8 protein-coding genes are annotated in these 14271 nt (G+C 60.7%); 2 read left to right on the forward strand and 6 right to left on the reverse strand.

What is annotated here, in order from left to right; translation table 11 throughout:
• Positions 1–176 precede the first annotated feature (176 nt).
• From GE107_RS10955 to leuC, 6 genes are all read right to left on the reverse strand, one after another.
• Positions 177–3893, reverse strand: coding sequence for a dynamin family protein (locus GE107_RS10955; RefSeq protein ID WP_219639873.1), 3717 nt, complete (start codon positions 3891–3893; stop codon positions 177–179).
• Positions 3890–4579, reverse strand: a complete 690-nt coding sequence (gene nth, locus GE107_RS10960; protein WP_219639874.1) for an endonuclease III — start codon at positions 4577–4579, stop codon at positions 3890–3892. The genes GE107_RS10955 and nth overlap by 4 nt, the downstream gene beginning before the upstream one ends.
• 756 nt (positions 4580–5335) lie before the next feature.
• Positions 5336–8041 (reverse strand): S-layer homology domain-containing protein, encoded by a 2706-nt coding sequence (locus tag GE107_RS10965; protein ID WP_219639875.1) that lies wholly within the window; start codon positions 8039–8041, stop codon positions 5336–5338.
• 60 nt (positions 8042–8101) lie between these two features.
• Positions 8102–9940, reverse strand: a complete 1839-nt coding sequence (locus tag GE107_RS10970; RefSeq protein WP_219639876.1) for an N-acetylmuramoyl-L-alanine amidase family protein — start codon at positions 9938–9940, stop codon at positions 8102–8104.
• Between the two features lie 208 nt (positions 9941–10148).
• Positions 10149–10748 (reverse strand): 3-isopropylmalate dehydratase small subunit, encoded by a 600-nt coding sequence (gene leuD, locus GE107_RS10975; protein WP_219639877.1) that lies wholly within the window; start codon positions 10746–10748, stop codon positions 10149–10151.
• Positions 10749–10769: 21 nt separating this feature from the next.
• The gene (leuC, locus tag GE107_RS10980) at positions 10770–12191 is read right to left on the reverse strand and encodes a 3-isopropylmalate dehydratase large subunit (protein WP_219639878.1); all 1422 of its coding nucleotides are present in this window, start codon (positions 12189–12191) and stop codon (positions 10770–10772) included.
• Positions 12192–12320: 129 nt separating this feature from the next.
• Here leuC and GE107_RS10985 point away from each other — a divergent pair, with 129 nt between their 5' ends.
• Entirely contained in the window at positions 12321–13217 is an 897-nt protein-coding gene (locus tag GE107_RS10985; RefSeq protein WP_219639879.1) for a LysR family transcriptional regulator, read from the forward strand.
• A 151-nt stretch (positions 13218–13368) separates the two neighbouring features.
• Positions 13369–14265 (forward strand): ABC transporter ATP-binding protein, encoded by an 897-nt coding sequence (locus GE107_RS10990; protein WP_219639880.1) that lies wholly within the window; start codon positions 13369–13371, stop codon positions 14263–14265.
• Positions 14266–14271: the final 6 nt, after the last annotated feature.

Here is a 14271-nt window from a genome sequence, read left to right on the forward strand (position 1 = left end):
GCAGGATACCGGGATATCTCCGAAATGGTCGAAAATGGTGCCCTTTCCCGGCATTTCGAATCGATAACGCAGCATGGCGGACCCTGAACGAGAAAAAAGCTTCTTTTGACGCCCTGAAGGGTCATAAAGAAGCTTTTTTCAATCAAACTGAACTTATCATTCCCTGCCTTAACGGTTTATTCGGCTTCCGCTTCCCGCGCGACTTGCTGCCATAATGCGCGAATGTCTTCGGGGGACGCCAAGCCATCCGTCATCCCCGACTCGCCCAAACTGCCGGCGTAAGCCTCGAGCTCGCCGGCAAGTTCGGCGTACGCGTGCCGAAGGGTACCGCGGCAAGTCTCCGCGGCCAGCGCGTCCCATCGTTCGCGCAGGCGGGCGAGCGAATCGTCGGCGGTCCGGAACAGAAGCTCCGAAGCCGTATCCCGCAAAATGAGTTTCCCGTCGTTTTCGAAGAAATGCTTGGGGGACTTGAAGAGTTGCCACAACCGTTTGGCCTCCATGTCCGGTCCGCTCGCCAAAGGATCCTCCGCTGGGAACCCGATCTCGGGCCGGGCAGACGGCTCTGCGGAGAACCCGGCGGCGGCGAGCGCGGATGCGGCTTCGGCCATTTTGGAATCGACAGTCCGCTGAAGGGCGATTTCGATCCGCAGGCCGGCCGAGCGGAGCTCCTGCTGCAGGTCTTCCCCGACGCCGCGCCTCAGATCTTCCCAGCAAGCGGTCAGCAGCTTCTTCAAATCCCGTCCGTCGTCCTGAAGCACAGAAGGATGAAAAGCCGATTGGAAATGCTCGTTGAACCGGTAGAAGACCCGCTGGCGCAAATGATACAGCTGCTCCGAGATCTCCTGCAGCAGAGGATGGACCGCCGCTGCTGCGTCGTTCGCCGTCCCTTGCTCCCGCCACGCGCGCGCTTGCGCGAACAGACGCTCGGCTTCCGCCGCCCGGCTCGCCGCATCCGCGGAAACGGAATGCAGCCAGCTGTCGAGCTGCCTGCCTGCCCGCTCCAGCTCCTTGCGCGCCGAAGCGGCGGCGAGGTCGCCGAGCTCCTGTCCGGCGAACGCGCGGAACGAAGCCTCGAATGCGGCAAGGCCGGAGATTTCGAGCGCCTCCCGGTCGCCTGCCTGCTTGGCTTGCAAGCCGTTCAGGCTGGAAACGGCGAACAGCCGCGGATGGCGAATGCCATGCTTCAGCAGCTGCGAGGCCACATGCTCCTTCACGGCCGCAAGCTCGCTGTCCGAGGAGGCGAGGTCGGCCGCGTTGATCAGGAAAAACATTTTGTCGAGCTCGAAGACGTCCTTGACGCTTCCGAGCTGGTTCAGAAACTGCCGGTCCGCCTCCGTGAACGCGTGGTTGTAATAGGTGACGAACAGGACGGCGTCGGCGTTTTTGATATATTCGAACGCGACGCCGGTATGGCGCGCGTTGATCGAATCCGCGCCGGGCGTATCGACGAGCACCGCGCCTCCCCTCGTCAGGGGAGCGTCCACGGCCAGGTCGATCTCCGCGACGAAGCAGGAAGCTTGCTCGTCCGCGGCATACCGGCGGTAATCCTCTCCCGATGCCATAAAACTCGTATCGAGCCGGCCGGCGTAGGTCTGCCACCCTTCCGAGGCGGCTTTCAAGAAGGCGAGATGGGGTTTGCCTCGCGGATGCACCTCTTCCGCGGGCAGACGGGACGCCAGCGCCAGCAGGTTCTTCGCGTCATCGCCGGCTTGCCCGATCTGAGCCGCGGGGATCCCCAATCGCTTGAGCGATTGCCGGATGTCCCCGAGCAGGGACGCCTTCGTTTTCATCGTGATCCAGGCGGTACCGTCCGGATGCTCCGCGGTCGGCGCGACGATCCGGTTGATCGTCGCCGTCGTCGGATTCGGCGAAACCGGCAGCGCGGGCCGTCCGACCAGCGCGTTGGCGAAGGACGACTTGCCGGCGCTGAACGCCCCGAACAGCGCGATCGTGAACCGGCGATCCCGGTAACGGGCCGCTTTCGCGGACAGGCCGTCCGCGGTTTTGGCCAGCGCCGGCACCTTCGCCAGCACCTTCGCCGCCCGTTCCAGCCATCCGGCTGCGGCGCCGGACATGCCAAGGGGCAGATCGGGCTCGACGATCGGCACGGGCGCCGCCTTCGCCGGATCCGTTTCTGCCGCCTCGCCCGACTGCTTCGGATCCGGGCGCGCTTCCCCCGGATCCGCGGGTAACTCTTCCGGCATCATGGCGGCTTCGGGAACGGGCAGCCCGAGCTCCTTCGCTCCGATGCCGTCAGGCAGCCGTTCAAGCAGACGATCCCTCTGCGTCCGTTCGGCCGCCTCCAGTTCCGCGAGGGCCTTGGCGGCCGTTTCGCGCCCGCGCAGATCGGCCAGTTCGCCTTCGAGCCGCCGCTCCTCGCGCTCTCGTTCCGGCGTCTTCCGCTCCTCCAAACGTTCGTTCCACGCCAAAGCGGCTTTCCGGTAATCGCCTTTGACGTCCGCGCTCAGCTCCGCCGCATAATGCAGCGTCGCCTGACCGTCCGCGCCCATGCCGGGCTTCACCCGGCTGCGCAGCCATTCGGCCGTGACCGGCGCGAACGCCGATGCCAACGAGGCTTCCATCTCCGCCCCGTCCCAGCCGGCCTCCCGAGCCGCGCGGCGCAGCAGCTCCCGGACATGTCCGCTCAGGTGGGCGGAGATTTGGCGGTTGAAATCGTCAGCCAATGCGGCGAGCCGCCGTTCCCGCTCGGCTTCCGTCTTCGAGGCCCCGGCGAACCAGCCGGCCTTGAAGCCGGGCTGCAGGCTCGCGAGCACGTCCGCCGCCTTGTCCCGCGTCTCCGCCGGAGTCAAATTCGCGTTCGCGAGCAGCCGGTCCAGCTCGGACCGCAGGACTTCCCGCCGCGCCGCCGGCGCCGACCGGAACGCCTCAACTTCGGCCTCGAGCCTCGCACGCCGCGTTTCCAATGTCTCCGCGCCTTCCCCGCCGCGAACGCCCATGCGTTCGAGCAGCCGCTCCTTCTCCTCGTGTTGCCGGGCTTGCAGCGTTTCGAGAAACCGGTCCGCCAAGTAGCGTGCCGACCGTTCCGCCGATCGGATCATCAGCTCCGCTCTCAGCGGCTGCAGGCGGGTCATCACCGACTGCAGCTCCTCCCATTGGGACAGCGGATGGGCGGGTTCTCGAAGCGATAGGAACAGCAGTCCGACGGGCTGGATTTTCCAAGCCTCCATCGCCTGCACGATCCCTTCCCGGAACGAGGCGAAAGAGACTTCCGACTCCCGGTGCTTGTCGATTTGATTCACGATGACGTAGACCGGCTTGCCCCACTCCGAAAGTGCCCGCAGGAATCGGAAGTTGACGTCGGACAGCACATGGTTGTAATCCGTCACGTAGAACACGACGTCCGCGAGATGGAGGGCGGATTCCGTCGCCGCCCGATGGGCGGAGTCGGTGGAGTCGACCCCCGGCGTATCCACGATCGCCATCCGATCGCCAAGCAGCGGGATCGGATACGTCACCTCTATGGAAGCGACGCCTTCGCCGTCGACGGCGAAATCGTGCAGCTCGGAGGTCGGAATCTCGCGTTCCTCCGACCGGGAGCCGTCATTGCCGCGGAAAACCATCCTCGCGGAAGGGCTTCCGTTCCGGACGGTGACCACGTTCGCCGACGTCGGAATCGGCGAGGACGGCAGCAGGTTCGCGCCGCACAGCGCGTTGACCAGCGTCGATTTGCCCGCCGAGAAATGGCCGCAGAACGCCACCGTGAGCAGCCCCTTCTCCAGCTTGCCGGCCAGCTCCCGATATTTGCCGCCTTGCTCCGGATCCCCCTCCGTTTGCGTAAATTCGGACATCCGAATGATGGCCTCGCGCAATTTTTCAAGCTCGATCGATTCGGTTCGTTCAGCCGTTGCAGCCGTTTCTTGGGGTCGGTTCAATTCGCAGCGCTCCTCTTCGTCTTTTTCGCCGGTGTCTTGCGGAGCGCCTCTTTCATCCGTGCTTTTCCTTCCTTGCACCGGTCCAGCAGCGGGCAGACGTCGCACTTCGGATTTTGGGCTTTGCAATGGTACCTTCCGAAAAAAATGAGCCGGTGGTGCGTGATCGTCCATTCGTCGCGGGGAACGAGCTTCATCAGCTTCTTCTCCACTTCCAGCACCGAGTCGTCCGGCTTGGCGACGCCGAGCCGCTTCGAAACCCGCTCCACATGCGTATCCACGGCGATCGCGGGTACGTCGAACGCGTTGGACACGACCACGTTGGCCGTTTTGCGCCCCACGCCGGGCAATTCCGTCAGCGCCTCGTGCTCGCGCGGGACTTCCCCCCCGTGCTTGTCGAGCAGGATCCGGCACAGCTTCTGGATGTTCGCCGCTTTGTTGCGGAACAGGCCGATCCGGCGGATGTCGTTCTCCAGCTCTTCCAATGGCACGCTCAAGTAGTCCTGCGGGGTTCTATATTTCTCGAACAGCGCAGCCGTGACCTTGTTCACCGTTTCGTCCGTGCATTGCGCCGACAGCAGCACGGCGATCACCAGCTCGAACGGGTTCCGATGGTTCAGCTCGCATCTGGCGTCCGGGAACATTTCGGCTATCGTATCCAGGGTCTGCCTCATGGCGGCGGCGTTCATGGTCAAGCTCTCCCATCGTCGAAATTCCTCCCAAGTGTACCGAATCTTCTCCCTTCCGGCAATATCCCGCGCGAAAATGAACAAGGCCGCCCGAGGGCGGTCCACAATGATCGGAAAACCCTAAACCGAAAATGTAAGTCTTTCTTAGAGGCTGTCGATTCATGGTGAACAGTTTGTAATGAATGGAGACATGCAGAGAGTGTATTTGATATTTCGAATACATTTATAGAATCCGGGTTAAGTCGCGTTTTCTGTATGAAATATCGAATAGACTCGACTGATTCGATTTGTGAGCCGCTCAATATGTATTGTTTTACGCATACATTTTGTGGTTTCCCGCAATTTCTTAAGATAGGAACAGTTACTCGACAGACTCTTACTCGCTTCAACTTCACCGGGTGCGCACTTCCAGAAAATATAGCTCGTCCAGCAGGCTTAAACTCCGTCGACAGGTGCAGGCACGGCACTTTCAGCTCGTCCCGCAGGCTTAAACTCCGTCAACAGGTGCCGCACGGCACTTTAAGCTCGTCCCGCAGGCTTAAACTCCGTCAACAGGTGCCGCACGGCACTTTAAGCTCGTCCCGCAGGCTTAAACTCCGTCGACAGGTGCAGGCACGGCACTTTAAGCTCGTCCCGCAGGCTTAAACTCCGTCAACAGGTGCCGCACGGCACTTTAAGCTCGTCCCGCAGGCTTAATTACGACGCAAAGTGTATCAAAGAAGGCCGCCCGAAGGCGGCCTATCCGTGTGGCAGTCTTTATTTGGCGATTTCGACGACTTTGCCGCGGAGGATGTAGATGGAGATCGGATCCCCGTCCTGCAGCTGAGCGGGGGTGAGCGTCGTCGTGCCCTGGTGGATGTAAGTCTGGGCGTCCAAATTGTAGACATTGTTCTCGGTCAGGGTGCTGCGCCTTACTTGAATCGAGTTCGAGGAGCTGCTATAGGTCCAGAACAGCTTCTTCACCGGCGATACGATTTCGATCACCGTCCGGTCGTTCTCGTCCTGGCGGACTTCGACCCGGTCGTCCGGCTGCACCATGGCGAGCGTATTGTAGGTCGCCGTATCCTTCAATACGACGGGGGTGAAACCGACGGTCTTGGTGACGGTCGATCCGTTCGAAAGCGCAAGGTCAACCGTACCGGCGGTCGCGTTAACCGCGGCTACGCGGCCGTAAGTCATCGTCACTCGGCGGATTTTGAGCAAGGCGAATCTGCCGGAGAACGTAACGTTCGCCACCGAGCCAGCCGTGAACTGTCCGAGCGATACGGCCGTGCCGTTCTCATCCTGCAACACCGCGGTCGCCGGCACCGTCCACTCCTCGATCGTGGTCGTTCCCGGTTTCTTGAACCGGATTTTCGAAGCGGTCACGTCCGTCGACACGACTTCAAGCTGGACGGATTTCTGCAGTTGGATCGACGTGATCTGGTCCTGATTGTCGTTCATCAGGACGGTTACTTGATCGCCGGCTTTAACATCCGCGAAAGAGGCGGAGGTCGTCCCATAAGCGTCGACATAAGGATAGGTATAAGGCAAAGTGACGGTATTGTTGGTGCCTACTCGGACGGAAAGCGTCTTGGCCGTCGTATTGTTCTCGACGACGGTGCCGGCGTACTTCGCCGCGAAATAGATCGTGATGGCGTTATCGCCGCTGTAGGCGATCGTTACTTTCTTGCCCGACGTAAATCGGGTTTGCGCGTCGGCAGCGGTAAGCGGCATGTCGTTCAAATCGTAACGCACGTTGCTTCCCAGGACGAAGTTGTAAACTTTGCCGGATGCGTCCTTCAGCGACAGCGTCTTCGTGTCGGAGATGTACCCCGCGATCGTGGCGCCCGTCAGGTACTGAACGCTCCGGTTATTCACGGAGATTTTCATCACCTTGTCGTTGCCGTCCAGCACCAGCGTGATGTCGTCGTTCTGCTGCAGATCTCCGAGTCCCGCGCTCGTCATGCCCTGAATTTCGACCTTGGCGTTGTCGGCCAAAAACTTGGCGGTCAATTTGCCGTTGTCGGTATATTGAATTGTCCGGGTAGACGTGTCGACGGAAAACAGCTTGCCGTTCACGGTCGTCACGACGGGCTTGGCGAATTTGACGCTGACGACGACGCCGGCTTTCACTTCGTACTCGACCGCGTAGCCGACCTTCAATTGATCGCCGCCAACGAAGACGTCATCTTGCTTAAACGTTGCCGTCGGCGACACGTTCAACGTTTCCGCCGTTCCGGTGACGGCATCGCTGACTTTCAAGGTTCCGGCAGCCGGGTTCCATTCGGTGACGACGCCGCTGCCTTTTTTGTTCACGACGGACTGCTTCACCTTCACGGCGACAACCTTGCCTTCGGTACGGAGCGTATCCACCAGGAGGCTGACCGCCGTGCCTTCCGGAATGTCCGACAACTGGATCGTTTTGCCTTCGGCGTCCGTTACCGCGGGCTTATAAGTCGTGTCGTACGAATAGGATTTGAAGTCGTTGCCGACCGACAGCCATATTTTCGCATCGATCGGATTATTCTTGCTAAACGTTCCGTCGACGTTCGTTACGTACGATTTGTCGTCCGTCTGTTCCACGTATCCGATCGAGCCGTCCGCATCATGGATGAGAATGGCTTTGCCGTACTGCTTCAAACCGGCCAACGTAGACGGTTTGTCCGTATCATATCGGGCGAACATCGTGCCTGCCGTGAGCGTGTAATCGCGGATGGAGCCGTCGTCGTGAAGGACGGTAAGCTTGTCCGCGCCGACAGACAGCAGGACGCCGGACACTTGGCCGGAGTAGGCCGTGTTCACCTTCGACTCGGCTTTGCTGAACAAAGTGGCGATCGCCGCCCGGGTGATCGGCTGCTTCGGTTCGAACGTCGTCGGGGTGACACCGGAGACCAAGCCTTGCTGCACCGCCGTCAGTACGTAAGCACGTAAGCTTGCGTCCATTTTGGCGTCATCCGAGAAGGCGGTCGCTTTGCCGGCGTTGGCCGCGGCTTCCGCTTGCAAACCGATCGCGCGGACCAGCAGTTTGGCGACCCATTCGCGCGAGGCCGGGGTTTTGCCCCACGGCTTATCCGTTTCCGCGTTCGCAAGCGCAAATTCTTCGTCGGTGAGAAGAAGCTTCCTTTTGAATGCTTCCATGACGTAAGGCTTCGCATAGTCGTCCACCTGGAACGTGCTCGGAAACGCGATCGATCCTGCGCTGCCGACGTCGTCCGCGAGCCCCATGAACTTCAGCGCGATGATGACCGCATCCTCCCTGCGGACCGAATCGTTCGGGCGGAATTGACCTTCGCTGCCCCTAATGATCCCTTGCAGGGCGAGCTTCACCACATGCTTCTCCGCCCAGTGCCCTGCCTTCACGTCGCCGAACGGGTTGGCGGCTGCCGAGGCGGAGCCGGGGATCCACACCGTTCCCGTCCACACAAGCGCCGTCAATGCGGCGGCCGTTACGCATTTTTTGAGCTGCGTCTTCTTCGCCATGATGTTCCCTCTCCCCTTCACATAGACATGCCGGCCCCCCGAAGAGGGCCGGATGGACGTTTAAGATAGATGAAAATATTGCTTGATGGATGCCGCGATCGCTTCCGCTACCCGATTCTGAAACTCTTCATTGAATAGCTTCTTTTCGTCGCTTGCATTGGAAAGGTACCCGGTTTCGAGAAGGACGGCCGGCATCGTCGTCGCTTTGATCACTTTGTAATTCGCGGTCCGGACGCCATTATCCTTCAAACCGCCGGCCGCAATCACGTTGTTGTGCAATATTTTGGCGAAAGAAAGGCTTTCGGCTCGGTTATAGTACGTTTCCGTTCCGTTCGTGGACGGCGTATAACTGTTGGCATGAACGGACAGGAACAGGTCGGCCTTCAGCGAATTCGCCAGGTTCACCCGGTCGTCAAGCGTCGGATATGTATCTCCTTGCCGGGTCAGGACGAGGTTGATTTTGGATTCTTTGGCCAAGATCGCCTGGACCTTGAGCACCACGGACAAATTGAAATCTTTTTCCCACTTGCCGGTAATGCTTTGGGCCCCGGGATCGCTTCCGCCGTGTCCCGCGTCCAGCACGACCGTATATCCCGTCTTGACCGGAATGTCCGGTTTCTTGAGCACGATCCGGATTTCCCCGGTAGAAGCGTTGTTGGTGAGGTCGTACCCCCACGCCTGGCTCAAATCGAGCACGATGCGCGCCTGCTTCGGGTTGTCCGAGTACTGGGAGTACCGAACCTTGGTCAATGCTTCATGGCCGCTAACCGGCAGCTCCGCGATCTGTCCCGGACCCGGAATTCCCTTCACGGCCGTGAAGTCAGGGATCACGATGTTCGCGTAACCCGCCGCGAAATCGGCGGCGTAATCCGCGTTCGGAATGTCGATCACGATCCGGTCCGGACCGGTGAGCACATTGGAAGTCGGGGCCGTCGTACCGTCATAGGTGATGATGACGGCGTCCGGCTCGTAGCGGATTTGATGCAGATGCGCTGTGGCGGCGTCCGGCGCGGTCGTGCCGCTTCCGTTGGAACCTCCGGCACCGGCGTTTCCGTTCGTCGCGCCCGTCCCTCCGCTGCCGTCGGCGCCTTCCACGACGCCGATCAATCCGCCGTCCGGGGAGCTTCCCGTCTGGGTCCCTCCGCCGGTACTCGTGCCCGGAGTCGCCCCCGTACCCGAGCCGGTTCCCGTCCCCGGAGTCGTCCCCGTACCCATTCCCGGGGCCGAGCCGCTTCCCGTGCCCGTACCCGTGCCGCTTCCCGTGCCCGTGCCGGGAGTCGTCCCCGTTCCGGTTCCGGTACCCGTACCCGCGTTCGTACCGCTGCCGTCGCCCGTTGCCGGGGTGGAGCCGCTTCCGGTACCGGTTCCCGTTCCTGGAGTCGGGTTGCTTTCGCCGCCTGTCCCCGTGTCCGGTTTGTCTCCGACGGAACCGGTATCCGGGCTGTTATCCGACTTGTCCGAGAACATGTACACCGACTTGCTCGCGTTGTCCCACAGGAATTGGATGCCGAACGTTTCCCCCACGAACCGAAGCGGAATGAGCGTCGTGTCCGACTTCAAGATGGGAGCTTCCACCAAGGTGACCGTCTTGCCGTTCACCGTCGCTTTCGGATTGTTCAGCGTCATCAGGATCTTCGTGGAACCTTGTTCGACGGTGACTTGCTTCTTCTTGGAGTCCCAGCCCACTTTATACCCTAATTTCTCCGCGACCGTCCGAATCGGCACCAATACCGAATTGTGAACCATGGCGGGCGGCTCTTTCGCCTCCAATGCCTTCCCGTCCATATACAGCTTCGGAACCGGAACAGCCGTCTTCGGTTGCGCTGCCGCGCTTGTCCAAGCGACATTCACGCACAGCATGACCACAGCGACGAACAACAAGGAAATCCACTTCTTCATGCTTCACCTCGGTGATGATTTCTGCTTGCGGTTCCATGCCGGAAACGAGGCGAACTTTCCAGCTTGTCCCACGTGAATTTAGACGTTCGCCTCCCGCAAAAGTTGCGATCCGGACACGAAAAAAGGCCCTTTGACCCGAATCTTGCCGTTTCGGGGTCAAAAGGCCCGGATTTGCAAAAGATGACTGGCGATCCGATGGAATTTCCGCTTAGATGCCGGCTGCGGCCCGCTTGGCTTCGTACGCGGCGATGGCGTCCTCGTGCTTCAAGGTAAGACCGATATCGTCCAAGCCCTGCAGCAGGAACTGGCGGCGGTGTTCGTCCAGGTCGAAGGAGAGGTTCAGGCCCAAGCCGTCCGTGATGACCTTGTTTTCCAAATCGACCGTGAGCTCGTACCCCGGATTCGCCGCGGTTCTCTGGAACAGATCTTCCACTTGCTCCTCGCTGAGCTTGATCGGAAGGATGCCGTTCTTGAAGCAGTTGTTGTAGAAAATGTCGGCGAAGCTCGGCGCGATGACGCAGCGGAACCCGTAGTCCAGGATCGCCCACGGCGCGTGTTCGCGGGAAGAGCCGCAGCCGAAGTTGGCGCGGGAGATCAGCACGGAAGCCCCTTGGTAGCGCGGCTGGTTCAGGCTGAATTCGGGGATTTCGTTCCCCTTCTCGTCCCAGCGCCATTCGAAGAACAGGAACTGGCCGAAACCGCTGCGTTCGATGCGCTTGAGGAATTGTTTCGGGATGATGGCGTCGGTGTCCACGTTCACGCGGTCGACCGGCGCGACGAGACCCGTCATTTTCACAAATGGTTGCATGGTTCGTATCTCCTCTCTCGCTTATGCCGTCACTTCGGACTTGAATTCCCAATGGCGGACGTCGACGAAACGTCCCGCGATCGCCGCGGCCGCCGCCATTTCGGGCGACACGAGGTGCGTGCGGCCTCCGCGGCCTTGGCGTCCTTCGAAGTTGCGGTTGGACGTCGACGCGCAGCGTTGTCCCGGCTGGAGAACGTCGGGATTCATCGCGAGGCACATGCTGCATCCGGCGTCGCGCCATTCGAAACCGGCTTCGACGAAGATTTTGTCGAGGCCTTCCTTCTCCGCTTGCAGCTTGACGCGGCCGGAGCCCGGCACGACGATCGCCGTTACGTTGGGACTCACTTTGTAGCCTTTGGCGACCGAAGCCGCGGCACGGAGGTCTTCGATGCGGCCGTTCGTGCAGGAGCCGATGAAGACATAGTCGATCGGGATTTCCGTCATCGGGGTTCCCGGTTTGAGGCCCATGTAGTCCAGCGCCGCGGCGGCGGCTTTGCGCTCGTTCTCGGTCGGCAACTGTTCCGGTACCGGCACGGAAGACGTGATGCCCGTGCCCATGCCCGGGCTCGTGCCCCAGGTCACTTGCGGAACGAGGGATTCGACGTCGAATTCGACGACTTTGTCGTATACCGCGCCTTCATCGGTGCGCAGAGCGGACCAGCGCTCGACGGCGCGGTCGAAATCGGCGCCCTGCGGGGCGTATTCGCGTCCGCGCAGGTAGTTGTAGGTCGTCTCGTCCGGCGCGATGAGGCCGGCGCGGGCGCCCGCTTCGATCGACATGTTGCAGACGGTCATGCGCTCTTCCATCGACAGGCTGCGGATCGCTTCGCCGGTGTATTCCATGACGAAGCCGGTGCCGAAGTCGGTCCCGTATTGGGCGATCAGGCCGAGGATCAAGTCCTTGGCCGTGATGCCCGGACGGCGTTTGCCCACGAAACGGACTTCCATCGTTTTCGGCTTCGCCTGCTGCAGACATTGGGTCGCGAGCACGTGCTCGACTTCGCTCGTTCCGATGCCGAAGGCGAGCGCGCCGAACGCGCCGTGCGTGGACGTGTGGCTGTCGCCGCAGACGATCGTTTTGCCGGGATGCGTCAGGCCGAGCTCCGGTCCCATGACGTGCACGACGCCCTGGTCGATCGTGTTCAGGTCGTACAACTTGACGCCGAACTCCTGCGCGTTGCGGGTCAGCGTGTCGACCTGCTGCTTGGAGATCGGATCGGTAATGTTGAAGCGGTCCTTCGTCGGCACGTTATGGTCCATCGTGGCGAAGGTCAGGTCCGGACGGCGCACCTTGCGGCCGCTCATGCGCAAGCCTTCGAAAGCCTGCGGCGACGTCACCTCGTGCACGAGATGCAAGTCGATGTACAGAATGCTTGGCTTGCCTTCTTCCGCGACAATGACGTGGTTGTTCCAAATTTTCTCGAACATCGTTTGTTTGCTCATGTGTTTTCACCCCGAAAAGGTTCTCTTAGCTTGATGCTAGCATATCATTTCCTCATTCATTGTTCCAAGATATAATATCTATAAGGTTAATAGTTGACAACTATAGATTGATGGAAGGAGATTGGCCGCGTGGAGTTCCGCCAATTGATGTACGCCATCCAAATCGCTAACGAACGAAACTTCTCCCGAGCGGCGGAGAAACTGCATATCGCCCAGCCATCGCTCAGCCAGCAGCTGTCCAAGCTGGAGAAGGAGCTCGGCGTCCTGCTGTTCAAACGCAGCACGAACTCGGTGGAGCTGACGCACGCGGGCACCGTATTCGTGAACCGGGCGCAGCAAATCGTCGACATGACGGAGCAGCTCCGCCGGGAAATGGAGGATCTCGCAGACCTGCGCAAAGGCCGCGTCGTCGTCGGCAGCGTGCCCGTGACGGGCGCTCACGTGCTTCCGGACGTGCTTCCCGCGTTCCGGGCCGCCTATCCGGACATTGAGATCGTGCTCATCGAGGAAACGAGCAAACGCCTGGAGGAGCTGACGGTGAGCGGCAGCACGGACGTTTGCCTGCTCTCGTTGCCCATCGACGATCCTGCCCTTGCCTATCAGCCGGTCATCGAGGAGGAGATTTGCCTTGCCGTTCCGCCCGACCATCCGCTTGCATCCCAAGCCGGCGGGCAGCCTGTTCCGATCGGCAGCTTAAGCAAGGAGCCGTTCATCCTGCTGAAGAAAGGCCAGGGCTTCCGCGCGATCGCGCATCAGCTGTGCGTAAGCGCCGGCTTCGATCCACGCGTCGTGTTCGAGAGCGGCAACATCGACACCGTCCAAGCCCTCGTCGCGGCGGGCATGGGCATCGCATTCGTGCCGCGCATGATCACGCGCAGCGACTGGAACGGCCGCGCCCCCGTCTATCTGCACCTCGAGGGACGGCCGACGCGGACGCTCGTCATCGCTTACCGCAAAGGACGGTATCTGTCCAACGCCGCGGAAGCGTTTATCGATGTATTCACGCGTACGTTGAAGAAGATCTAACCCCGAAGCGGCCCTGATGACATTTGTCATATCCAAGTGATTACGTTCATGGGTAGGGAATCGTTTCCTCCTGCGTTAGGATGGGTTCAGGCGGTCGCAAAATGCGAATCGCAGCTGCGAAAGCAAACACCATCCGCAAGGAGTGAATCGATTGAAAACCGCGATTCTATTGGAAAACGTTACGAAGGCATACAAGGGAAAGCGAGCGGTCGACGGACTGTCGCTAAGCGTGGAAGCCGGCACCGTCCTGGCGCTGCTGGGGCCCAACGGCGCGGGCAAAACGACGACGATCTCCATGATCCTCGGCCTGCAGCAGCCGACGAGCGGCACCGTAAAGCTGCTGGGCGGCGATCCCCGCGATCCGCGGATCAAAAGCCGCATCGGGGCGATGCTGCAGGACGTCAGCGTCATCGACAACCTGAAGGTCGGCGAGACGATCGACCTGTTCCGCAGCTACTATGCCCATCCGCTTCCGCTCGAGCAGCTGCTGCTGATTTCGGGACTCGAGTCCGCGAAGGACAAGATGGCGACGTCGCTCTCCGGCGGCCAGCAGCGCCGGCTCGGATTCGCCTTGGCGGCGGCGAGCGATCCGGAGATTCTTTTCCTGGACGAACCGACCGTCGGGATGGACGTCACGTCGCGGCAGTTATTCTGGGATACGATCCGCGCGATGGCCGCTCGGGGCAAGACGGTCGTCCTCACCACTCATTATCTGGAGGAAGCGGACAGCCTTGCCGACAGGATCCTGGTCATCAATCAAGGCAAAATCATTGCCGACGGCACGCCCAGCGAAATTAAAGCGAATGCGACGGGCCGCGTGATTTCGTTCACCGCCGGCGCGTCCGTGACGACCGAATCGCTGCTGTCGCTTCCCGGCGTCGCGGACCTAGAATGGAACGGGCGCAGGGTGAAGCTGTACAGCGGCGATACGGACAGGCTCATCCGGGTGCTGATCGAAAGCCGCGTAGACATGCGGGATATCGAAATCCAAAGCGGCGGTTTGGAAGACGCGTTTCAATCGCTCGTCCAAAATGCGGCGGTTTCCTAAGGAGCG

Origin of the sequence: Cohnella sp. CFH 77786 (assembly GCF_019400745.1) — a bacterium.
GTDB lineage: Bacteria > Bacillota > Bacilli > Paenibacillales > Paenibacillaceae > Cohnella.